The organism is Sphingobacteriales bacterium, assembly GCA_016711285.1.
Lineage (GTDB): Bacteria > Bacteroidota > Bacteroidia > Chitinophagales > UBA2359 > JADJTG01.
In genome coordinates, this window is the sequence record JADJTG010000002.1 from 519394 (window position 1) to 543408 (window position 24015).

Annotated in this window: 23 protein-coding genes; 13 read left to right on the plus strand and 10 right to left on the minus strand. The window is 38.6% G+C overall.

The annotated features are described in order from the left end of the window. The first annotated feature begins 38 nt into the window (after positions 1-38). From IPL35_02460 to IPL35_02480, 5 genes are all read left to right on the plus strand, one after another. Positions 39-1349, plus strand: coding sequence for an AAA family ATPase (locus IPL35_02460; GenBank protein MBK8442326.1), 1311 nt, complete (start codon positions 39-41; stop codon positions 1347-1349). A 2-nt stretch (positions 1350-1351) separates the two neighbouring features. After that, a complete protein-coding gene (locus tag IPL35_02465; protein ID MBK8442327.1) occupies positions 1352-2608 on the plus strand; it encodes a tetratricopeptide repeat protein in 1257 nt (418 codons plus the stop codon). Between the two features lie 7 nt (positions 2609-2615). Beyond that, positions 2616-3080 carry a DUF1003 domain-containing protein gene (locus IPL35_02470; GenBank protein MBK8442328.1) on the plus strand — a complete coding sequence of 155 codons (465 nt, stop codon included), beginning with the start codon at positions 2616-2618 and terminating at the stop codon, positions 3078-3080. Positions 3081-3239: 159 nt separating this feature from the next. Beyond that, positions 3240-3722, plus strand: a complete 483-nt coding sequence (locus tag IPL35_02475; protein ID MBK8442329.1) for a winged helix-turn-helix domain-containing protein — start codon at positions 3240-3242, stop codon at positions 3720-3722. After that, entirely contained in the window at positions 3691-4140 is a 450-nt protein-coding gene (locus tag IPL35_02480; protein ID MBK8442330.1) for a transposase, read from the plus strand. Before IPL35_02475 ends, IPL35_02480 begins: the two co-directional genes overlap by 32 nt. 284 nt (positions 4141-4424) lie before the next feature. Here IPL35_02480 and IPL35_02485 read toward each other — a convergent pair whose 3' ends face one another. The 9 genes from IPL35_02485 to IPL35_02525 form a co-directional block, all read right to left on the minus strand. Continuing rightward, positions 4425-4895, minus strand: coding sequence for an IS630 family transposase (locus IPL35_02485; protein MBK8442331.1), 471 nt, complete (start codon positions 4893-4895; stop codon positions 4425-4427). 83 nt (positions 4896-4978) lie between these two features. Beyond that, positions 4979-5476: a winged helix-turn-helix domain-containing protein gene (locus IPL35_02490; protein MBK8442332.1), complete on the minus strand. Its 498-nt coding sequence runs from the start codon at positions 5474-5476 to the stop codon at positions 4979-4981. 2 nt (positions 5477-5478) lie between these two features. Then, entirely contained in the window at positions 5479-5988 is a 510-nt protein-coding gene (locus tag IPL35_02495; GenBank protein MBK8442333.1) for a hypothetical protein, read from the minus strand. A 98-nt stretch (positions 5989-6086) separates the two neighbouring features. After that, positions 6087-8663 (minus strand): polynucleotide kinase-phosphatase, encoded by a 2577-nt coding sequence (locus IPL35_02500; protein MBK8442334.1) that lies wholly within the window; start codon positions 8661-8663, stop codon positions 6087-6089. After that, a complete protein-coding gene (locus tag IPL35_02505) occupies positions 8653-10056 on the minus strand; it encodes a 3' terminal RNA ribose 2'-O-methyltransferase Hen1 (GenBank protein MBK8442335.1) in 1404 nt (467 codons plus the stop codon). Before IPL35_02505 ends, IPL35_02500 begins: the two co-directional genes overlap by 11 nt. Positions 10057-10270: 214 nt before the next feature. After that, positions 10271-11257 carry a DUF3644 domain-containing protein gene (locus IPL35_02510; protein MBK8442336.1) on the minus strand — a complete coding sequence of 329 codons (987 nt, stop codon included), beginning with the start codon at positions 11255-11257 and terminating at the stop codon, positions 10271-10273. A gap of 102 nt (positions 11258-11359) precedes the next feature. Further along, on the minus strand, positions 11360-12343 hold the full coding sequence (locus IPL35_02515; protein MBK8442337.1) for a tetratricopeptide repeat protein: 984 nt from the start codon (positions 12341-12343) through the stop codon (positions 11360-11362). A gap of 15 nt (positions 12344-12358) precedes the next feature. Further along, positions 12359-12625, minus strand: a complete 267-nt coding sequence (locus tag IPL35_02520; GenBank protein MBK8442338.1) for a hypothetical protein — start codon at positions 12623-12625, stop codon at positions 12359-12361. 238 nt (positions 12626-12863) lie between these two features. Next, on the minus strand, positions 12864-13250 hold the full coding sequence (locus tag IPL35_02525) for a hypothetical protein (protein ID MBK8442339.1): 387 nt from the start codon (positions 13248-13250) through the stop codon (positions 12864-12866). Between IPL35_02525 and IPL35_02530 the strand changes: the two genes are divergently transcribed. Beyond that, positions 13229-13966, plus strand: coding sequence for a hypothetical protein (locus IPL35_02530; protein ID MBK8442340.1), 738 nt, complete (start codon positions 13229-13231; stop codon positions 13964-13966). The two genes, IPL35_02525 and IPL35_02530, sit on opposite strands and share 22 nt — an antisense overlap. A 139-nt stretch (positions 13967-14105) precedes the next feature. Here IPL35_02530 and dnaN read toward each other — a convergent pair whose 3' ends face one another. Continuing rightward, positions 14106-15224: a DNA polymerase III subunit beta gene (gene dnaN, locus IPL35_02535; GenBank protein ID MBK8442341.1), complete on the minus strand. Its 1119-nt coding sequence runs from the start codon at positions 15222-15224 to the stop codon at positions 14106-14108. A gap of 199 nt (positions 15225-15423) precedes the next feature. On the opposite strand from dnaN, the gene IPL35_02540 reads away from it, so the two are divergent. The 7 genes from IPL35_02540 to IPL35_02570 all read left to right on the plus strand — a co-directional run bounded on the left by IPL35_02540 (position 15424) and on the right by IPL35_02570 (position 23801). Beyond that, on the plus strand, positions 15424-15867 hold the full coding sequence (locus tag IPL35_02540; protein ID MBK8442342.1) for a nucleoside deaminase: 444 nt from the start codon (positions 15424-15426) through the stop codon (positions 15865-15867). A gap of 119 nt (positions 15868-15986) precedes the next feature. After that, the gene (locus IPL35_02545; protein ID MBK8442343.1) at positions 15987-17078 is read left to right on the plus strand and encodes a hypothetical protein; all 1092 of its coding nucleotides are present in this window, start codon (positions 15987-15989) and stop codon (positions 17076-17078) included. After that, a complete protein-coding gene (locus IPL35_02550; GenBank protein MBK8442344.1) occupies positions 17075-17929 on the plus strand; it encodes a DNA adenine methylase in 855 nt (284 codons plus the stop codon). The genes IPL35_02545 and IPL35_02550 overlap by 4 nt, the downstream gene beginning before the upstream one ends. 191 nt (positions 17930-18120) lie before the next feature. Continuing rightward, positions 18121-18735, plus strand: a complete 615-nt coding sequence (locus IPL35_02555) for a superoxide dismutase (protein MBK8442345.1) — start codon at positions 18121-18123, stop codon at positions 18733-18735. Positions 18736-19009: 274 nt separating this feature from the next. After that, complete coding sequence (locus tag IPL35_02560) at positions 19010-19657, plus strand: DUF2959 family protein (GenBank protein MBK8442346.1); 648 nt, start codon at positions 19010-19012, stop codon at positions 19655-19657. 162 nt (positions 19658-19819) lie between these two features. Next, positions 19820-21514 (plus strand): T9SS type A sorting domain-containing protein, encoded by a 1695-nt coding sequence (locus IPL35_02565; GenBank protein MBK8442347.1) that lies wholly within the window; start codon positions 19820-19822, stop codon positions 21512-21514. A 214-nt stretch (positions 21515-21728) separates the two neighbouring features. Further along, entirely contained in the window at positions 21729-23801 is a 2073-nt protein-coding gene (locus IPL35_02570; GenBank protein MBK8442348.1) for a thioredoxin domain-containing protein, read from the plus strand. Positions 23802-24015: the final 214 nt, after the last annotated feature.

A 24015-nucleotide genomic window follows, 5' to 3' on the forward strand; every position in this document is an offset into this window, starting at 1 on the left:
CTCACCCTGTAAACAGACAGAAATATGACATTAAAGATATGAATGACAACACAATAAACAACCTGCGGGAAGCATTGCAGCACTCGCCCGACAATACTCCGTTGCGATTTTTATTGGCTGATTCTTTATTAACTTTGAACAGACTCGAAGAAGCAGAAAAGGAGTTTGCAGCGATACTTAAACTGACCAACGACCACAAAGCAAAAATCGGGCTTGCCAAGGTGTTTTTTAAAAAAGGCAGCTATTCAGCCTGCAATGTCATTTTGGAAGAAGTGATTGAAAACGGAACAAATGACCTGAGTGTTTTTACGCTATATGCAAAGGGGCTTTTAAAAGAGAATGCAATAGCAGCCGCAATAGAGGCATACAAAAAAGCCTTGGCGATTGACCCTGATTATTTTGACGAAGAACTCGACAGCCAATTGCGGCAAAAAAACAGCAGCAAAATTACGGAAACAGAAGAAATATCAGACAGCCGATTTTTACAAAAACCCAATATCAGCTTCGGTGATGTGGGAGGAATGGAAGCAGTAAAAAAAGAAATTGAATTAAAAATTATTAAACCACTTCTTCACCCCGAACTCTACAAAGCATACGGTAAAAAAATCGGTGGCGGGATTTTGCTATACGGTCCGCCGGGCTGCGGAAAAACATTTATAGCCAAAGCAACTGCCGGACAAATAAATGCTAAATTTATCAGCGTCAGTCTGAACGATATTTTGGATATGTGGATTGGCAACAGCGAAAAAAATCTGCACGAAATTTTTGAGTTAGCCCGACACCACACACCTTGCGTATTGTTTATTGATGAAATTGACGCGCTGGGTGCAAGTAGAAGCGATATGAAACAATCAAGTGGCAGACATTTGATCAATCAGTTTTTGCAGGAACTTGACGGCATTGACAGCACAAACGAGGGCGTTTTAGTGATGGGTGCAACAAACACTCCCTGGAATTTAGACTCCGCATTCAGACGACCCGGCAGATTTGACCGGATTATATTTGTTTCGCCGCCTGATGCAACGACAAGAGCATCTATTTTAAAATTAAAACTCAACAACAAGCCGACAGGAATAATTGATTTTCAAGCCATTGCCAAAAAAATGGAAAATTATTCGGGTGCAGATATTGATGCAATCATTGATTTGGCAATTGAGCAAAAACTTGAAATTTCGTTTAAAGACGGCATCATACAACCCCTTGAAACAAACGACCTGCTGACTGCCCTGAAAAAACATAAACCCAGCAGCACTCAGGAGTGGTTTTCAACCGCCAAAAATTTTGCTTTGTTTGCAAATGATTCAGGACTGTATGACGATATATTAACTTACATGAAAATTAAAAAGTAAATATGATAGAGGATAACAGGCTATCAAGAGCAGAGGTGCTAATTGAGCAAAAAAAATACGCAGATGCAGAAAAAATCCTTACAAATCTGCTCGCAGAATATTCCGATAATATTCATTTCCTGTCGCTACTGGCAGAAGTAAACTTACAGCAAAATAAACCAGATGCAGCCAACGGTATCATTGATAATGCCATTGCGCTGTCGCCCGATACCTCACATTTATTTTATACCAAATCCCGCATTGCCATTATGCAGGATAAATTAGGTGAGGCAGAAAAACATATCTGTCAGGCAATTTCGTTAGAGCCTTACGATGCGGATTATTTTGCATTATTGGCAAGTATCAAGTTGGGGCGTAAGGATTTTAACGAGGCACTCGAAGCGGCAAACAAAGCCCTCTCCACAGATCCCGAAAATATATTGGCTCTCAACACAAGAAGTACGGCATTAAATAAACTAAACAGAAGCAAAGAAGCAGCTGAAACCATAGAAGGTGCTTTAAAAGAAGACCCGAACAATGCCTATACCCATGCCAATTATGGTTGGGGTTTATTAGAAAAAGGAGAATACAAAAAAGCCTTGGAGCACTTTAAAGAAGCACTCTCGAATGACCCCTCTTCTGACTACGCACAATCGGGAATATTAGAAGCCATCAAAGCTACCAATCCCATTTATCGCTGGTTTTTGAAATACCGATTTTGGATAAATAATCTGAAAGCTCAATATCAGTGGCGTTTTCTTATTGTTTTCTTTTTAGTTTTTAGAGCATTAAAAACTTTAGCCCGCAACAACGAAACCCTTCAGCCCTATTTAACGCCACTCGTTATTGTACTGGGTTTGCTGGCATTTTCAACGTGGATAATTACCCCCATCAGTAATTTATTGCTAAGGTTCAATAAATACGGACAATTATTGTTAAGTAAAAAACAAAAAATGAGTGCAAACCTAGTGGCTGCAAGTTTAGGTGTTTTTATTGTCGGATTATTGTTATATTTTATCTTATCAGACGAAAGAATGTTGCCTCTTGCCATATTTGGTTTCCTGATGATGCCACCATTAGGAGTTGTATTTTCCCCATCTCAGAAAAAACAGGTATTATTAATTTATACTGTTGCTTTGGCTATAGCAGGTATCGTTGCCATTGCAATAACCTTTTCTACGGGAAAAATACTTAACACAATGTCATTTGTATTCATTATAGGATTTGCAGTATTTCAGTGGGTTGCCAATTACTACTCAATCAAAACAGACAACGAATAATAAAAAAATGAAACATCAACAAATTCAAAAACTGGAAGAAACAAGAAAAAATTTTACTCCGATTAATAACATAAACACAAAATACAAAAACAGCTTATCACTTCCTGATAAGTTAGCATTATGGATTACTAACCATGTAGGCAGTATGGTTTTTTTCTTTCTGATTTTTATATGGACTATCACTTGGCTTAGTTGGAATACCCTTGCCCCCATTCCATTGCGTTTCGATCCGTTTCCTGCTTTTGTTTTATGGTTATTTATATCAAATATGATTCAAATATTTCTTATGCCTTTAATTATGGTGGGGCAAAATTTGCAATCAAAACATGCCGAACTAAGAGCAGAAGAAAATTTCAAGGTTAACAAAAAATCCGAAACCGAAGTTGAAATAATATTAAGGCATTTAGAGCATCAAAATGAAATGATTCTTGAAATTTTAACGAAGATTGAACAGATGGAAAAAAATAAATGAGCCTTGAAAGCATCGAATACGAGGAAAAAAGTTAAATTTAAGAAATAATAAAAATCTACAAATAAAACGGTAGAAGTAAAAGCGGTTTCAGGCTTTATCAAAGTGCAGTTGTATCTTCTTTATTACTCACATTTGGTTAATATTTTATAATTTTGCATTATGGGCTATAGTAGAACAAAATTTGAACAAAGAGGATTTGACGTAAAAGAATACCAGAAGTATTATCATCGTCATCAAATAGAATACATACGCAAGAAATTGCGTTGCGTTTTTCTGTATAATCAAGGGAAAGAATTTAAAGAAATCCCTTTGGAATTGAAGGTACATTGGCAAAGTGTTCGTAAATATATCAATGAGTATATTATGGGCGGCTTTGAGCAATTATGCAAGCGGGTTGAGCGAAAACAACCCAGCCAACTAAGCGAGTTTCAAATGTTTGATTTTAAGGAAGTTGTTTTAAATAAACGTCCCTTGGAGGTAGGTTTAAAGGGGAATATTTGGACAGGCAACGAGATGAAAGCCTATCTAAAAGCCACCTATGGAGTAGTTTATAAATCAGGCATTTATGACTTATTGGAACGCTTAAATCTGAGCCACCAGAAAGCCCATTTTGATAAGACTAAACGGATTCTTAGCCATTGACCTTTTTGATGCGGATTGTCTGTTCCAAGCCAACCAAGTAGCCAAAGCCAACCAAGTAGCTCAATATTTTGCCGATTTATCACTTATTTATCAAAATAAAGGGATTAAAAAAGTAGTTGTTTATTTGGATAATAACCGCACACATAAGCAGAAAATGAAAACAATTTATCAAGAATTGACGGCTCAATTAAATCTTGAAATAGATTTTAGATACCTAACTCCTTACTCTCCAAAACTTAATTTGGTAGAGTATGCCATACACTTGATAAGGTTAAATGTGACGCACAATGCTGATTGTAAAGACTCTTTACAAAAATTTGAACAGCATATCAATGAACTAACTAAACAAAAAATATTTACTAAAAATCAAATTGTCAATATTTTACAACATATTGATGACCTTATCAATAAAAATTAGTATCTATATCCCGAAAGGGAATAAATTATTTTTTTGTAAACTTCTTCTAATTTTTCATCATCAATGCTGTTCCATTTCAGCTCTTTTCCGTATTCTCTTTCGGCTTCTCCTATTGCATTTTTAATTGATGATTTATAATCAGCGTGAATTTGTTTTTCATCTCTGAAATGATGAATTGTTGAGCCGAAACCTCTTTATCGTATTCGACAACATATAGTATTTCTGCCGGTTTTTCTCTTATACTTTCTCCGCCCTTCACAGTCCATCTTATACCAAATAAACATCTAAAAGGCACAGTTTGTAAAAAGTTTCCAACCTGTAATGGATTGAATGATAACGTTACTCATATCGTTGATAATATCAGTGACTTTGGCGGAGAGTTCTTCCAGATCTTTGCAAATAATGTTAGCAGTTTTGCCCTTGATGAATCGCCATATCATCTCTGCGGGGTTTAATTCGGGAGAGTAAGGAGGAATAAACAACAGATGAATATTTTTAGGAATTACCAATTGTCGGCTGTGGTGAAAAGCACCATTGTCAAGTAGAATTATCTTGAATTCTTCAGGCTTTTGTACGGAGAGTTTATCTATAAATATTTGAAAGCAGACCGTATTACAGTAAGGCATTTCTAAGGTAAGATTGTCTCCGTTGATGGGGGAATAGGCACCAAAGAGATAGAAGTTTTGGAAGCGATGTTGGTAAGCTACGATGGGTTTTACGCCCTTTGCGGTAAGGCATCGTCTTATATTGGGCAATAACCCGACCCTGCTTTCGTCAGCAACATAAATATTTATACACTGGCAGCCTGAAAGACGAAACTCCTTATTTTTAATGCCTTCTAGCGTGTTTGATAAGTTTTTTTAAAAGTATCAACCGCCGCTTCGTCCTTTTTGATATGGCTTTTTCTACCCACCTTGAGTTTTGTGCCAAAGTTTCGCTTCAGATACATCCTTACCGTATTGTATTGCTTTTCAATACCCAACTCCGACTTCAGCCACTGCTGTGCTTCTTTGTAGCTGCGCAACCCATTCTTGGGATCTTTTAGCTTTTGCGATATCCGCTCCTTGTCTGCTGTCTCGAGTTGGCTACGGAAATCACCACCTCTATTGTCCCTGAGCAATCCATCAAGTCCTTGCGATTGGTAAGTAGCTTTCCACCTGTTTATCGAACGCACAGAAGCCCCTGACTTGATGGCAAGAAGATGATTGTGGTGGATACCGCTTTGGATATTCATCAACATCTTTATTTTAGAAACGCCCTTCCTTTTGGCTTTTTTATGTAGCTGTTTTAGGTAATCTGCTGACTCTTTTATGATAAGTTCTATGGGTAATGACATAATTACCATACCATAATAACTATGCCAAATAGTTGTTTTAATGGTATTATTCCATCGTGTGAATGAAAAAAATTCAATTCAGAATCTGTGATTTTTGCCGATATTATTTTGATTGGTTTGTAAGTCCTGAACTCATCGAATCTTTCAAAAAATGTGTCTAAGGCTTTTGCCTCATCATTCCCACAATTCTGTAGAATTATTCCGTCCCAACTGTAGTAAGAGCCACTATGGTTATAATATTTACAAATCCACTGAAAAAAAAGCCAAAACGGAGGTTTTGTATCTGTTGATTTTATTTCGTTAAGCTTCTCGCACATCTCATAACCTAACATAAATAGTCCCAATTTTGAAATTGATTTTTCGCCAATGTACATGGCCATTCGTTTACGGAATTGGTCATAATCCAATAACTCGAAAATTGTCTTTGGTTTTTTATGTTTCATATTATTTATAATAGCAAGGAACGGTTTCGGGCTTGGCGAAGATGGGAAATTTAAAATACGAATGCTCATATTTACGATAATGTTGAATAGAATCACCAATATTGAGACTTGATATTCTGCCTCAATATTGGTGATTCTATGGTGTGTTCGCTAATATTTTTGTTTTGCTATAATCGTGGGTCAACATCTTCGCTTTCTAATGCTAATACTCCAAAAACACTTTCATGTATTCGTCTTAATGGTTCTTTTTTCACAAACCGTTCCAGTCCTTCAACGCCCAAAGCAAATTCTCTGATGGCTAAAGATTGTTTTCTAGAAAGTCCACGGTTTTTTAGTCTTTTTATGTTTTCAGGCAAGTCGTATTCGGGGCCATAAATAATTCTTAGATATTCACTTCCTCTACATTTTACAGCAGGTTGTAAAAGTCCTTCTGTTCCTATGGAAATAAAGTCGTAAGGTTTTACAACCATTCCTTCTCCGCCTTTTTTTGTCAATTCCATCCACCAGTTTACAGCTTCGTCATAACTTGTCTGGTCGTTTAGATTTACAATTTTGTAAGGTGTCGCCATAAATAGTTTGGTGTCGCCTTTGCAGATTTCGGCAATGTTTTCCATGTGCCATTCATTTGTTTTCTCAAAGTGAACTTGTCCATCGGTTGCCAAAATATGAAATGGAGCTAATTTATAATCGTCAATGGAGTTAACTGTCCAGCAATAATTTTGATACGCCTTTACATATTTTGAAATGGTATTGTTCTTTATTACAAATTTTTCTAATGATGGCAGGGCATCTTTTATGCCTCTATCAAAAGCTAGTTGTAAAGCCTTTTCAACTTCAGGCAAAGCTCCTCCAGCTGCTGCACCAACTGCTGCATACTGCTCTTTGAGTAATGCTTGAGCTTTTGCAGACCAAGGCATTAATTCAGCATCTAAACAAACCCAGTCTGTGTTGAATTTATCCCAAAAGTTTGTTTTGGTTAAGCATTCATTCACTCTGCCAATAAATTCTTTCTCTATTTCAGCATCATTAAAAAAGTTTCTTCCTGTTCGTGTATAGCAAATTCCGATACCCTCATTTTGAACACCAAAACGTTTGGTTGCTGTTTCTTCATCTTTACAAATTACCAATACAGCTCTTGAACCCATGTGCTTTTCTTCGCAAACAACTTTTTCAATTCCACGTTTCTTATAGTAATTCAAAGCTTGGGCAGGATGTTCTAAATATTCAGGCATATCGCTGGTGGCACAAGGCGACATTGTAGGAGGAAGATAAATCAACCATTTTGGGTTAATGGCAAATCGGCTCATGATTTCCAATGCTGCAATAGAGTTCTCTTCTTTAATGGTAATGTTATTCCTTAGCCTTGTTTGCACAATGCGTTTGCCCGTTACATCTTCAATATTTAATAAATCGTCATACTCTTGTTGCGAACTAAGTTTGTTATGATTTTCATTAAAGTTGATTGGTCTTACAGGTTCGCAATACACCATTTTTGCTTGTACAGAAACTATTTCCTCTTCAGGATAACGTAAAGCTGTTAACTTACCTCCAAACACACAACCTGTATCAATATCTATGGTTTTATTTAACCATTCTGCTTCAGGAACTGGTGTATGTCCATAAACAACTTTTGCTTTCCCACGATATTCTTTTGCCCAATTATGTCTTACAGGCAAACCAAATTCATCAATTTCTCCTGTTGTTTCACCGTACATACAGAATGAACGAACTGCACCTGAGCCACGCCCCTGCATTTCTTCTTTAAGCCCAGCATGAGCAACAACCAATTTCCCATTATCAAATACATAATGGCTAATTAATCCATAAAGAAATTTCTCTACAGCTGATTTAAGTTGTGTGGTTTCTGTTTCAAGTTGTTTTACTGTTACTTCTAATCCATGCTTTAATTGAACCTGCTTTCCATTTAAGTATTTCTGCAACTTCAAGTCGTGATTTCCGGGGACGCAATAGGCTACACCTGAATTTACCATACTCATAACCAAACGCAAAACGCTTGGTGAATCAGGGCCACGGTCAACCAAATCACCAACAAAAATCACTCTTCTGTTTTCAGGAGCAAGAACATTAAATCCAAAATTCTTTTCAGTTTCATCTACTCTATTTACGATATAACCCAATTTTAAAAGGAGGTCTTGCAATTCCTCAAAGCATCCATGAACATCGCCAATGATGTCAAATGGGCCAGACTCATCTTTTTTATCATTATAAAGTTTTTCTCTTTTGATTTCAAGAACTGCATCAACATCTTCAAGTGATTTCAGAACATATATTTGTCTGAAACCCTCATCTTTTAAATCTCTAATTGATTTCTTTAATTGTTGAGTTTGCTGACGAATTACGTGTCCTCCAAAATTTCGGTCAGGCCTGTTTTGATTTCTTTCTTCACATATTTTTTCAGGTAAATCTAAAACAATGGCCACAGGTAAACAGTGGTAAGTTCTACCTAATGCAATAAGTCCCTTACGAGATTCTTTCTGTACATTAGTAGCATCTATAACGGTTAATAAGCCATTTTTAAGTCTTTTACCTGCGATGTAATACAACACATCAAAAGCATCATTTGTTGCTGACTGATTATTTTCATCATCTGAAACCAATGCACGGCATTCGTCAGAAGATAAGATTTCTGTTCGTTTGAAATGTTTTTTGGCGAAACTGCTCTTTCCTGAACCCGATACACCAATTAAAACAACAAGCGATAATTCGGGTACTTTAATTTCCATAAGTAAATATTGCCATTTGTGAAGGAGCTCCTATATTCTCAACCTCGTCTCCAATAGGGAAAAGCTCCACTTTATAATTATAAGTTTCTCCAATTTTATTTGACCATTCCAAAAATTCTTTTCTTGTCCATTCAAAACGATGGTCATCGTGACGCATTTCTTCTGCATCTAATTTATCCCACATTACATTGAACTCTTGGTTTGGTGTTGTGAGAACAATAGTTTTAGGTTTTGCGAACTCAAATAAAACACGTTCAAATGCTTTGAGTCTATTTAAGTCTAAGTGTTCAATGACTTCCACTACAGCAGCTGCATCAAATCCTTCTAATCGTTGGTCTTTGTAGGTTAATGAGCCTTGAAATAAATTAATTCTCTCTTTTTGTTTTGGAGACATTTCGTCAAAATGCAGTCTTTCTTTTGCTTTAATTAGCTCATTGTAAGCTACGTCCATTCCTGCTATTAACGAAAATTGTTTTTGCTTTATTAATTGTCTAATTAATTTTCCTTCTCCACAACCTAAATCCAAAACACGCTCTGCTCCTGATTCAGTTATTTTCTCAGCTACAAGTTTTATACGTTTGTCGTGTAAAGTTTCCTTTTGCTTTTCCTTTTCTGTTTTCTCAACCAACTCATCGCTTAAGTCTCCAATTTCTTCACCTTCGCTTAATCTTTCAAGGGCTTGTCTTGATAAGGAATTTAAATTGATTAAGTAACGTCTAATAATTTGTTCTTTTTCAGGATGTTCTTTAAGCCAGCCTTCACCTTTTTGCAAAAGTTTTTCAATTTCATCTTCACTTACAAAATAATGTTTATCATTGTCCATAGTTGGGATTAGGACATAAAGATGAGATAGCAATTCCTTAGTAGTAATGGTATGATTTAACTTTAAAGTAAAATATTTACTGTCGCCCCATTCAGGGAATTTAGAGTCTAATTGATGTCTTATTAATTCAACTTGGTAGCCAAGAGGTTCAAAGAATTTTCTAATTAAAATTTCGCCTCCTTTGGGTACGGGGATAACAGCAATGGTAACTTCAAAGGGAAGTTTTACATCAACCAATTCGGGCTTGTCTTTACACTTTCCATTCATTGCAGATGAAAAAGCTTTTGATAAAGCAACACTCATAAATGATGATGCAACGTAAGGACGGTCATTTACATAGTGCCCAAGGGCAAAGCCATCACCACCCAAATTTTTTGCTCCACGAACCATATCAATTGGGTCAATGTCAAGCAAAACGCTTATGGTTGTTTTCTCTTCACTTTTTTCAGGATAAAACACATGAGCTTTACCCACTGATAACTCAAATGTTTGAAATTTGTCGGGGTGCTTGTGTAGCAAATAACCTAAGTCGGTTGCTGGTTTATGAGTGGTTGTAATGTTTAAAATCATTCTTTTTTTATTGTTCAAAGTTTACAGGGTGTTTCTATAGGATGACCACTAACTATTACATACCCGCAATATTGCATATACAATGCCCCAATTACGGTTTGCGGCTTTGCGAAGGCGGGGATTTTTAGCACTAAACTTCATTAGATGCACAAAACTTGAATTTAGCACTTCACTGTTATAGAAGCACTTCAGCCGCCATATTGCCAATACGATATTAGCGGCTGGGTTTCTTTCTTTTTTGCTTATTAAGTTCACCATATTTCCTTTTATTGTTTTCTAAATACTGTCCGTTAGCTTGGATTTTGTTTGCAATAAATTCAACTAATTCGTCTGAATATCTATGCGTAATTGGGTTATCAAGTTCAAAATGAAATTTTCCATTTCCTTTTATCTTCTCTAATGCAAGTACAGCTTGAAAGTCATATTGTGTAAATTTCGTTTTTATTTTTTTGGAAACCTTTATCAAAATGTGCTTCATCAAATTTGGGTGTGTCTTGTTTGGATTTTTGGCAACTTCCACAACCAAAGCAGATTTTGCACCTTCAGTAGAAGCAGTCAATTTAATGTCTGCGTCACCTTCAACCTTTGTCAAAACAAGTTTATACTCGACTGGTATTCTAAATTTCGAATTACCGATTTTATTTTCCCGTTTGTTTAGTTCGGTCATTTGTGCTTCAACAAACTCCAATATTGTCGGACCGTATTTCTTCTTGATTTTAATGGGGTCAATGTCTTTACTGTCTCCAACAAGTGTCATTAAAGCAGGTGAACATTTATCAGTAATACAGCCGTCAAACCACTCATTTAGTTTGTCAACATAGTTTAGAATGCCTGCTTGAAATAATCCTGAATATATGCTTTCAAGTTCTTCAATTATGAAATGTGTAGCACTATCTCTAATGTCAGCAACTGTTTCAATATTTGTTCTAATTGGGTCATTTTCATTTGTAAAAACTTTTCTTAAGCAGTCTCTTAATGAAAGTGATTTTCTTAGTTGGCCTTTTACTTTCTTGTAATAAATTGAATTTTCACTCTTGTTGTCTTCAATAATTTTCGCCTTTAAGATTAGTTCCCAAGCATTCGTATAAAAAAAGCAGAAACCTTCAATTCTATATTTTATTGTCGGTTTGTTATAGGTTTCCAAAGCAAGTATTATTGCCTCTTGGCTTTTGTCTATAAGTTGTCTGCTGATATGTTTCATTTTGATGTCGTCTTAACCTTGCCGCTAACGTTTTGGCTTTGTGACGGTCTGTCCCAATAGGGCAGCATATGCATTAAAGCCTGTGTTATGGCTTCGTGGTTCTTACTTTGTAAATCGATAGTAATTGTTTAACGCTTCATTCATATGTGAATATTGTTTTTTTGAATAAAGTATTTCATACTCATGTTTTCTATGAATTAATTCTTCTGCTGAATTAAAATAACTTAACCCATTTTGTTGGTCACCTATTTCACGATATACAATAGCTAACCCGTAATGAACTATTGGATCATCGGATAAAATTGACAACGAAGTTTTAAAATCGTCGATTGCCAATTTATAAAATTCAGTTGACTTTTCATTATTCACTTTGCGTTTCCAATCCCTTGCTTTCTCAATATATGTGTAAGCTCTATTACTTAAGGCTAATGCCTTAGTCTTAAATTCTATTTCATTTTCGTATGAAGCTGTGTAGTATTTTACAGCTTCATCGAAATTGGGTAAATCATCATATGCCATTCCCAAATAAAATGTGATTTGTGGAAATTTTGCATTTTGTGAATAAACCTGCATAAATCTTTCAATTGCTTTTTGATAATATCCCCTTGCATAATGGTGGCGCCCCAAATCAAATAAATCTTCTATATTAAAATCTTCACCTTTTAATTCTTTCTCTCGTAGCTTCATTGCGATAAAATCAAGCTCAGCTTCAATATAAGAAGGATTAATTGTAGCATCTGCATCGTTTCTTAAAATTTTGAGCATACTCTCACCTTGTAATTTTATACCTGTAATTTCGCTTAATTTTTGATTAGCCAGTGTTTGAATATTTTCGATTTTACTATTTGCTTCATTATGTGCATGTAATATTTTAAGATTAATTTCTTTTTCCATGAGAGCAATTTTTTTATCTGCATCTTCTTTTATACCATCAATTTTTTTTCTTGCATCATCATCAAGATTTGATATTTTAGCCCGAATTTCATTTAGATTTACAAACCCTAAATATGCAAATAATCCAATAATAATCGTTAAAATAGTCACCATTAATTCTAATGTTGCAATGTCGTTTGATAAAGCTGACATTGATTTATCAACCATTCAAACAGTATTCTCCCATGCTTGTAAAGCAATCTCAAAACTTCTATCTACACCAACTTTAGTAGTGTCAGAGATATATAAATGTTTTACTTTTGTTTTATTATATGTTTCAATTGTATCTTGGAATTCGGTTTTTGTTAATTTATAAAGAATCAATATTGACCATAAAATTAAAATACTTGTTACAACCCAAAATAGTTTTTTCTTTTGGTTTATTGATAATAGTGCTTCTTTAGTTTCCTTTATTTCTTCTTTAATTTCAGTCATTGGTTATTAATTTTTGAGGATAACAATTTATAATATTTTCACTTCTCATAGCCATAACATTCAGATATACGCACAAAGTTGCGTATATCAATCCAATACAGGCAAATATACGCAATCAGAAAGCATATTTACAATACTGATTTTATCTTTCTTTCAATTTTTTTTAAATACAAATATTGGGTGAGTGCTCCTCCACGCCTGAACCCCCAACTTTGACAAAGTTGGAACTTTGTCAAAGTTAAAAAACTGCCGCATTTTGCGTGGGCATCGCCGCATTTTGCGTGGGCATCGCCGCATTTTGCGTGGGCATCGCCGCATTTTGCGTGGGCATCGCCGCATTTTGCGTGGGCATCGCCGCATTTTGCGTGGGCATCGCCGCATTTGGCGTGGGCATCGCCGCATTTGGCGTGGGCATCGCCGCATTTTGCGTGGGCATTGCCGCATTTTGCGTGGGCATTGCCGCATTTTGCGTGGGCATTGCCGCATTTTGCGTGGGCATTGCCGCATTTTGCGTGGGCATTGCCGCATTTTGTGTGAGCGGTGCCGCAGTTTGCGTGAGCGGTGCCGCATTGTGCGTGAGCGGTGCCGCATTTTGCGTGAGCGGTGCCGCATTTTGCGTGGGCATTGCCTCATTTTGCGTGGGCCTTGCCGCATTTTGCGTGGGTATTGCCGCATTTTGCGTGGGCATTGCCGCATTTTGCGTGGGCATTGCCGCATTTTGCGTGGGCAGTGCCGCATTTTGCGTGGGCAGTGCCGCATTTTGCGTGGGCAGTGCCGCATTTTGCGTGGGCAGTGCCGCATTTTGCGTGGGCGGTGCCGCATTTTGCGTGGGCGGTGCCGCATTTTGCGTGGGCGGTGCCGCATTTTGCGTGGGCGGTGCCGCATTTTGCGTGGGGGGTGCCGCATTTTGCGTGGGCGGTGCCGCATTTTGCGTGGGCATTGCCGCATTTTGCGTGGGCAGTGCCGCATTTTGCGTGGGCAGTGCCGCATTTTGCGTGGGCAGTGCCGCATTTTGCGTGGGCAGTGCCGCATTTTGCGTGGGCGGTGCCGCATTTTGCGTGGGCGGTGCCGCATTTTGCGTGGGCGGTGCCGCATTTTGCGTGGGCGGTGCCGCATTTTGCGTGGGCGGTGCCGCATTTTGCGTGGGCGGTGCCGCATTTTGCGTGGGCGGTGCCGCATTTTGCGTGGGCGGTGCCGCATTTTGCGTGGGCGGTGCCGCATTTTGCGTGGGCGGTGCCGCATTTTGCGTGGGCGGTGCCGCATTTTGCGTGGGCGGTGCCGCATTTTGCGTGGGCGGTGCCGCATTTTGCGTGGGCGGTGCCGCATTTTGCGTGGCATTAATACTTATAACAAGCACACCAACCTTGACAAAGTTATAACTTTGTCAAGGTTCAAAAAAAAGACCTTTTAAAATATATATGTTTGATTTACAGGCTTATAGAGCTATAAGCTGTTGATAAATAATGCCGACTACAATAATCTAATAATTCATCATGATTGGCATTACTAACATAGTCACTTCTTCATTTTCCTGCTGCTCTACGGGTTCTATGAGTCCGGCGCGGCTCGGAGTAGAAAGTTTGATTAATACATCATCAGTGCCCAACACATTGAGCATTTCCAGCAAAAAGCGTGCATTGAAAGCTATACGCATCGGATTTCCTTCGTATTGTGCCTGCATACGCTCATTGGCTTCGTTGGCGAAGTCGGCATCTTGCGCACTCAATATAACTTCATCAGGCTGAATATCCAAAATAACCTGATAAGTGGTTTTACTGGAATAAATAGAAAGACGGCGCAGGGCATTCTGAAACTCACCGCGCGGCAAAGTGAGCATATTGCCGTTGTCGCGCGGGATAACGGCGTTGTAGTCAGGAAAACGCGCATCTATCAAACGGCACACCAGCAAAGTATTGCCAATGGCAAAAAAAGCATTGGTGCTGTTGTAAGAAATATTCACAATACCCTCTGCTTTCGCCAAAGCTCCTTTGAGCAAATTCATTGCTTTGCGCGGCACAATAAAATTGGAAAACTGCGAGCTATTGACGGCTTTGTGGGAATATTTTACCAATTTGTGGGCATCGGTGGCAACAAAATTAGTGCCTTCTTGGTCAATGGATACCAGCACACCCGTCATTGCCGGACGCAACTCATCGCTGCTCACCGCAAAAATGGTTTTGTTGATGGCATTGAGCAAAATAGTCGCCGGCATTTCAATGGCTTGTCCCTCTTTGTTTTCGGGAATCAGGGGAAAATCGTTGCCGTTTTCGCCTGCCAGCTTATATTTTCCGGTTTGCGATTGAATAGTAACGGCATAAGTATCATCATCAATATCAAATTCAAGCGGTTGGTCGGGCAATGCCTTGAGCGTATCCAATAATATTTTTGCCGGAATAGCCACTCTACCATCTTTGATACCCTCCACCTGAAGGGAGGTACTCATGGAGGTTTCAAGGTCGCTGGCTGCAATGCGCAATTCGTGATGGTGCAAGCTGAATAAAAAATCTTCCAGAATGGGTAAGATACTATTGTTGCTGATAGCACCGCTGAGTGTGCTCAGTTCAGCAGATATTGCCGCAGTAGAAACGTTGAACTTCATATTTTCTGATATTTTTATTATTTCATTATTTTGAACAAAAAAACGTGCCAATCTTAAATGGACGTGCAAAGGTACTGTATTTATCAGATAATTTTAAGCAATGACTTGTCTATAAATGCAAACAAAACAACACAGATATATTTTTATTTGCTGTATCGGCGGATAGGTTTTATTTTCGGATTTTTTTTTGTATTATCTGATGGAAATATTGAACGATACCCATTTTATGCGCTATGCCTTGCAGGAAGCGCGTTTGGCTTATGCAGCCGACGAAGTGCCGGTGGGCGCGGTGTTGGTGTGCCGCAACCAGATTATTGCCAAAGCACACAACCAAACCGAACAACTCAAAGATCCCACCGCCCACGCCGAACTGCTCGGCATTACGGCGGCTTGTCATCATTTAGGCAGCCGCTACCTGTCGCAATGCGTGTTGTATGTGACCTTAGAGCCTTGTGTGATGTGCGCTGCCGCACTAAATTGGGCACAATTGGGAAAATTGGTGTATGGAGCTGCCGACGAAAAAAGAGGCTTCAAGTGTATTCATCAGCCTTTGCTACACCCCAAAACGGCGGTTATCGGCGGCGTGCTGCAAGAAGATTGTGCGGCTTTGTTGCTGGATTTTTTCAAACAAAAACGGAACTAATTGCGCATTTTACCGTTTTTATATACAGAAAATGCACTTATTTGTTGTTGTGTGCAATGCTAAAAGACACCCTACCCCAAAAAATCAATCTATAAATTTGTACTTTTGACAAAAAACAAATGGACATAGTTGGCAAAATAACAGGCATAAAATATCAAGTTCTTTTCACAGAGAATTTGAAAGATGTGAAAATAAAAGGTTTTGACATAAATGAAATGCCTTCGTCTTGCTTGCTGACAAGTAACAAAAATACATTTGCTATTTCAAAATGGGTTTCACCAAAAAGAACACGTTCCTATCCTTTTGAACGAGTTTATAATACTTTAAATATTTCAAAGAAAATTACTGTAATTCCAATTGTTAAAGACGAAGGAGCAAAAGGCGACAGAGATTTTATACAATGGGACACCGTTTCGCTGATGTCATTGTTAGATGTTTTTGTGATTTTTGCTTATTACGACAAAGCGGAAAAAGCTGATAAAAAAATAACCAATCAACAATTTGATAATAGATATGTCCTGTCAAAAATAAAAGAAATTGAGCAATACCATAGTTCGGCTTTACATTGGAATTTGAACGAATTGAATACCAATTTGCACAAAATTATTGATAAAGTCAAAACCTCTTATGCTAACATTGAACAAACCACAAATGTGAAGTTGCACAATCCAACCGGTTTAGAAAACTTTAAGGAGAAAATAGGCAAAGATGTATCTCTTTTTATGGCATTTTCAAGAGACAAAGCACAAAAAGCACAGTCAAGAGAATATGTTACACTTCAACCAAAAGAGAGTTTATCAACACTTTCAAAAGCAAAAGTTACCATTACCAATTATTTAGGTGGTCAATACTTTTTAACTGTTGATGAAATTAAAATCACACCAATCAAAGTCAGTTTAATTGAAGGCAAACATAGCAAAAACGCTTTACTGCCAAGTAAGGGCGACATTAAAGACGGGCTTTTGAAAATGATTTTGTACAGCAACCTTTCAGAAGTTACTGTCAATGGTAATAATATGAAAAGCGAAGCAATTTTAAACTTAACCTCTGCAAAACTCAAAGGTATCATTACATCTTCAAGTTCAAAAAAAGAACTTGCCCAATTCATTTCTGAAAACACGTTTTCTGACCTTCAAATAAAACTAGTAGAAACAATATTTTCAGAAGCAAAGCAAAATAATTTTATCATTCAAATACAACATTCAAAATGATAAAAAGTCCATTAAGATACCCTGGTGGGAAAAGCAGGTCAGTAGATTTAATAGCTACTATTATTCCTGAATTTGATGAATTTAGAGAACCCTTTTTAGGTGGTGGCTCTATTTTCATTTATGCAAAACAAAGATTTCCTAATAAAACATTTTGGATTAACGACCTTTATTATGAACTCTACAAATTTTGGGAAATGACCCAAAAAGATGTAGATGCACTTATTGACAAAATTTACGAATGGCGGAATCAATTCCCTATTGGAAAAGAATTGCATAAATTTCTGAATGAAAATTTGGCAACATTCAACGATTTAGAAAGAGGTGCTGCCTTTTTTATTTACAATCGGATTACCTTTTCAGGAACAAGTTTAAGTGGCGGATTTAGTGAACACGCTTTTACAGGAAGATTTACAGAAAGTAGTATTCAACGACTCAATCAATTTGCGAAAGTAATCAATGGTTCAAAAATTACTAATTTAGACTACGAAGAATTAGTAAAACGAGAAGGCGAAAATGTTTTTATTTTTCTTGACCCACCTTATTATTCAGCGACAAAATCTGCATTATATGGTAAAAATGGGAATATGCACAAATCATTTGACCACGTAAAGTTTGCCGAAAATATGAAAAATTGTAAACATAAATGGCTAATAACTTATGACGACAGCGAATACATTAGAGATTTGTTTTCTTTTGCCAACATTATACCTTGGGAGTTGATGTATGGTATGAGAAATGTAAAAGCAGGTGCAGACCAAAAAGGAAAAGAACTATTTATATCAAATTATTTAGAAGCGTTGCCCGAAAAACAACAATTGACATTATTTGAACCAACAGAAAAATATGGATAGAAAAGCACTGCACACAACAAGGATTTACTAAAATGTCGAGATTCAGTGCTAAATTGAGCATTCGGAATTCTAATAAACATTTATACTAAACTGAATATTTGTGCTTCTAATTCCGCTTCTTCGCCAAGCCCCAAACCCACAAATAAGTTTTAAATTTCATTATTCAATATATTTTAATAAAAAAAACAATAATTATGTCATTCAAACTTCCCGAACTCCCCTACGCTTACACCGCCTTAGAACCGCACATTGATGCCCGCACGATGGAAATTCATCACAGCAAACACCATGCAGCCTATACCAACAACCTCAATGCTGCCATTGCGGGTACAGAATTGGAGCAAAAAAGTATAGAAGACCTGCTTCAAATAGCCATAGACCCCGCTAATACCGCCATTCGCAACAATGGCGGCGGTTATTACAATCACAATTTGTTTTGGGAAATTATGTCGCCCACCGGCGGCGGCAAACCCACCGGCGAAGTGGCAGCAGCCATAGAGCGCGATTTGGGTGGTTTTGATGCGTTTAAAGAGGCATTTAGCAAAGCCGCCGCTACCCGTTTTGGCAGTGGCTGGGCGTGGTTGTGCGTACACAAAGGCGGCAAAGTAGAAATTTGCTCCACCGCCAACCAAGACAACCCCCCGATGCCGGGTATCGGCTGCGGTGGTTTTCCGGTTTTGGGCTTAGATGTGTGGGAACACGCCTATTACCTCAACTACCAAAATCGCCGCCCCGATTACATCAACGCTTTTTTCAATGTAATCAATTGGGAAGCCGTAGAAAAACGCTATCAACAAGGCAAATAAAATTGTTTAAAATTAGTATTTTACCTACAAGGGCTGTCCGAAAAAACTGTTTTCGGGCAGCCTTTCTTTGTATGTAACTCTTATTTTTTTCAAAAAACACAAAGAAAAGATATATTTTCCCGCTATTGGCTATGTATATATTTAAAAAGAAGAAGTATGTTTGATGCCTATAACAAAAATAAATATAGTGGCGAAACGCTTCTGTGAGCGTCCTATACGATACATTTTATTGAATTAAAATACTCCTACAAAAAAATAAATTTTATAACTAACCATGAAATTTTCAAAAATATTGATGTTGTCTTTGGCATTTTTGATGACCATCGTTTCCTGCCGCTACAAGGGTCCCGAAGATTTGCCGAAATTCAAAAAAAAATTTAAAGCACAAATAGAAGGTTTTGAAAAACAAAAAAACGACACCAACGAAATTGTGGACAAGAGCGTGCAACGGCTCGGCACTATTCAGCAGGCATTGGAGAGTGCGAAAAATGTAGATAGCGAATTTAAGCAAGTATATAACGAGTGGGACAGAGTGAATAAAGAAGTGGAAGGTTTGTATAAAGAATATTCCGATTTAAAATCTGATGCCGAAAATTTGTTTTCGGCGATGAAAAAACAAACCGAAGGGCTGCGCGATGCCAAAACCCGCGGCGAACTCAACAGTGCCATCAACAAAACCGAATTGGAGTACCAGCAAACCCTCCAAAAAACCGAAAAAGCCATTACACAGTTGCGCGGCTTACACGACGAAGCCTTGGATATTGTAAAAGCCTTAGAAGTGGCTATTGCTTTGGGGCAAATAGCACAAATTAATTCGGGGTTGCAAAATATAGAAGGGCGCGTAGCCACGATTATGGCAGATTTGAACAAAACCATCGTGGATAGCAAAGACCTCTACAACAAACGTATTGATAAGTTTTAACCGACCGAAAAAAATAAATTCCTTATCTAAAAAAAGCTACTTACATTTCTGATAAGCAGCTTTTTTTATTATTGTGTATATGTTGGTTGTTTTTTTACAATTTCGTTACATTTAAAAAAATGAATTGCAATAGCTTCACAAAATATTTATATTTTTTATGCCATGAAATTTACTTTTCTTTGTTACCTGCTCCTGCTTACACCACCTGCTATCTTGGCTCAGTGCGAAGCGGGTACTGCTGTCGCCGAACTCAACATCAATAATGTGCGCACCCCACTTCTTTGCGGCGGCGACTTGTGGAAATACAGAGAAATGTTCAGCAACAACACCGAAGACACTTTGGGTTCGTACCAAGTGCCAAAATCAGCACCCCAAACACATAACGCTATTTATGCCGGTTCACTTTGGATAAGCGCATTAGATGAATACAACAACCAACATATCGCCGCCGAATTGTATCGAAAAAGTAGCATTGATGGCAGTAGTATAAATGATTATTTTCCGGGAACGCTGGCAACTAATGGCGTATATTTATGCGAAGAATTTGACCGACACTGGACAGTATATGGCAACGACATCAGCGATTTTATCACCCAATTCAACAACAACCTCATCACTGACATCAGCCAAGTACCCGCTTCCATTGCTCAGTGGCCCGGCAGAAACAATCCGTATTTTAGCGATTTTCAACTACCTTCCGACAAAGATTTAGCCCCTTTTTACGACACCAACCACGACCAAATCTATAATCCCTTAGACGGCGACTATCCGGTAGTATATTCTGATACAGAAGGCTCTTATACCGACCAAATGGTGTGGCATATTGTAAATGACGGCAACGGCGAACATACTCAAACCAAGGGTTTACCTCTGGGAATTGAAGTGGGAATAACAGCCTTTGCTTTTGCTACCGATGATGCCATCAACAACGATACTTTTTATCATTACGAAGTGCGCAATTTTTCCGGCAACACATACAATGATGTGTCGGTAGGGCATTATATTGATGTGGACTTAGGCTTTTATCTCGATGATTTTATAGGATTTTATCCCAAACATCAAATTGCTTTTTCGTACAACGGCGACCCCTACGATGAGGGGCACTATAAAAGTGATCTTCCTTATATAGGGTTTCAATATATTCCTGCACCTTTTTCGCAGGATACTTCTTTTAACATCACACGATTTATTACTTATGAAAAAAGCTTTAGCTCAACCACGATTAACCTCCCTTCAGAACCGGAACATTACTATAATTATCTAAACGGAAAAAAAATGGACGGCAGTTTCTTTACCGACCCTCAAGGCAATGCTACAAAAATTTTATATTACGGAAATCCTTGTTCTTTGACCGAATGGAATGAATTTACCAGCAACAACACACCACACGATGTTCGTATGGTGTTTAGCAGTGGCGAGCATTATCTGCCCAACGGCGAAAAACTCGACTTTACATTAGCCGTAATTTGGGACTCCGAAATTACTTATTCGCCTTGTCAAGATGATATATTCTCTACATTAGAGCAACGCCACAATGAAATAGACGCTTTCTTTGATGAGTTTCCTTTGGATAACGAAAAAATTACAAGTACAGATGCGCAAATTCCTGCATTCGCCGCAACAAATTTAGTATGTAGCCCCAACCCTTTCAGCGAACAAATAATCCTGCATCTGAACAGCAACAAAACACTGCAAGCCAGATTATTTAATATGTTGGGTCAAAATGTACTAAACACAACACTCCATAACAACACTGCCACATTCCATACACAGCACCTTCCGGAAGGACTATATGAAATAAGCATATATGACGGAAAACAGAAAATTATTACAGACAAATTATTAAAAATAAAATAAAAAATATTTATTCACAACGATATATTCAATTTGTAAGATACATACATTAGTTTTTTCATTTCAATTACTGAGGATTACCTCGAAGGTCTTTATAACTTTCGGGGCTTTTTTCCGTTAAAAAAAACGCACAACACTAGGTACTTTTCTTTGTTGTTGTTATATCAGGCAATCTGAATTTGCTTTTTATAAAAAATTTTATTCTCCTCTTTCCTAAATGAATCACGCACCTTTCACCAATCATTTGCAATACGAAAGCAGCCCCTATTTGCTACAACACGCCCATCAGCCCGTCAATTGGTTTGCGTGGAACGATACGGCTTTGCAAACTGCCCTTTCTCAGCAAAAACTTATCATTATCAGCAGCGGATATGCGGCGTGTCATTGGTGCCATGTGATGGCGCACGAATGTTTTGAAGATGAAACAGTGGCGGCATTGATGAATGAATATTTTGTATCCATAAAAATAGACCGCGAAGAGCGTCCCGATTTAGACAGCACCTTTATGAATGTATGCCAGATAATACAAGGCAACGGCGGCTGGCCACTGAACGTAATTGCGCTGCCGGACGGCAGACCGATATACGCCGGCACTTATTTTCCGAAAGCGCAATGGTTGGAATTGCTGCATTTTTTCATCAATATGCAGCGAGAAAATCCCGAAAAGTTGGAACAGCAGGCGCAGGCGATTGTTGCGGGGGTACAAGCGGCGGCGGCTCTGCCCACTTTTTCGGCGAGTGCCGCCACTTTTCGGCAAAGCGACTTGGACAACAGTATGCACGCTTGGCTCCAACGCTTGGACTGGGAAGAAGGCGGCAGGCAGGGCGCACCCAAATTCCCGATGCCCGACAACTACCGCCTCTTGCTGCGCTACTTTTTTATCAGCCGCCACGAGCCGGCACGCAATTTTGTGCTGCTCACCTTAGACAAAATGGCACAGGGCGGTATTTACGACCATCTCGGCGGCGGCTTTGCTCGATATTCTACCGACCGCTTGTGGTTTGCGCCTCATTTTGAAAAAATGCTCTACGACAATGCCCAACTCGTAAGCCTATACAGCGAAGCCTTTCGTTTGACAAAGAAACCGACCTATCTGCATATTATTCAGCAAACGCTTGAGTTCGTAGAGCGCGAACTTTACAATGCCGCCGAAGGTGTGTTTTATACCGCCTTAGATGCCGACAGCGAAGGCGAAGAAGGAAGATTTTATACGTGGACGGCAGCCGAAATCAACGAGTTGTTAAGCCCCGAGCAGGCGGCGGTGGCAGTGCCCTACTACCACATCACAGCCGCCGGAAATTGGGAGCAGGGGCGCAATATACTGTACGAAGATGCTCAGAGTTTTGCGCTATTGGAGCAGCAGCCCGAAGCCGCCGTACATTTGGAGGCGGCAAAAAAAATACTCTCACAGGCTCGCCGCCAACGAATAAGCCCCGCTTTGGACGATAAAAGTATCGTGGCGTGGAACGCGCTGATGCTGCAAGCCTTTTGCGATGCGTATCAGGCATTGGGCGAAGCACATTATTTACAAACAGCCCTGCGCAACGCCGAATTTTTATGGAACACCTCCTTGCAAACCGATGGCAGTTTGCGGCGCATTTACAAAAAAGGGGAAACGAGTATTATCGCTTTTTTAGATGATTATGCCGCGCTTATTGCTGCTTTTATTGCCTTATATCAATGCAATGCAGAGTTGCGATGGCTGCACCGTGCGCTGCAACTCACCGAATATGTCATTGCCCATTTCGGCAGCCCTGCATCGCCGCTTTTTTATTATACCGATGTGCAGCAAAGTGAAATTTTGACGCGCGGCTGCGAAATTTCGGATAATGTAATAGCCTCGTCCAACTCTATTATGGCGCGCAACCTGCTGGCTTTGGGCGTTTATTTCAGGCGCGATGATTATACCCAAAGGGCGCAAAATATGTTGGAGGCTTGTTTGGCTTCGCAAAAGGCGAATGAGGGACTTTCCAAGGTTCAAGTTGCTTTTTTCTCCAATTGGCTCATACTTTATTGCGATTTGCTCACCACACCTTCAGAAGTGGCGATAGTGGGTAATGACAGCGATGCTGTTTTAAAGGTTTTTCATCGCATATTTGCACCCAATATGCTTCTTGCCACGCTTTCAGATTCCGGCGAATTGCCTTTTTTTAACGAAAAAACAACTGCTGCCACAGGCGACACACAAATATATATATGTAAAAACCGAAATTGCTATTTACCCGTTTCCGATGTAGCCGAAGCTGTTGTTGCCCTAACCGATAATGAAGAAGCAAGCGAAAATATTTAAAAGAAAAGGGCTGTAAGATGCACCTCTTACAGTGTTCTATTGGTAAATACTTATATTGTTTTTTTACTTTAAAACGTATTGATAAAAAACCGATTTTCAAAACGATTTTCAGATTGGGGCTTGGTGAAGGTGGGGATTTTTAGCACAAAAGCTCAATCAAAGCACTGCACTTTGGTAAAGCACTAAACTGTCATACGAAACACATCACCCCGCC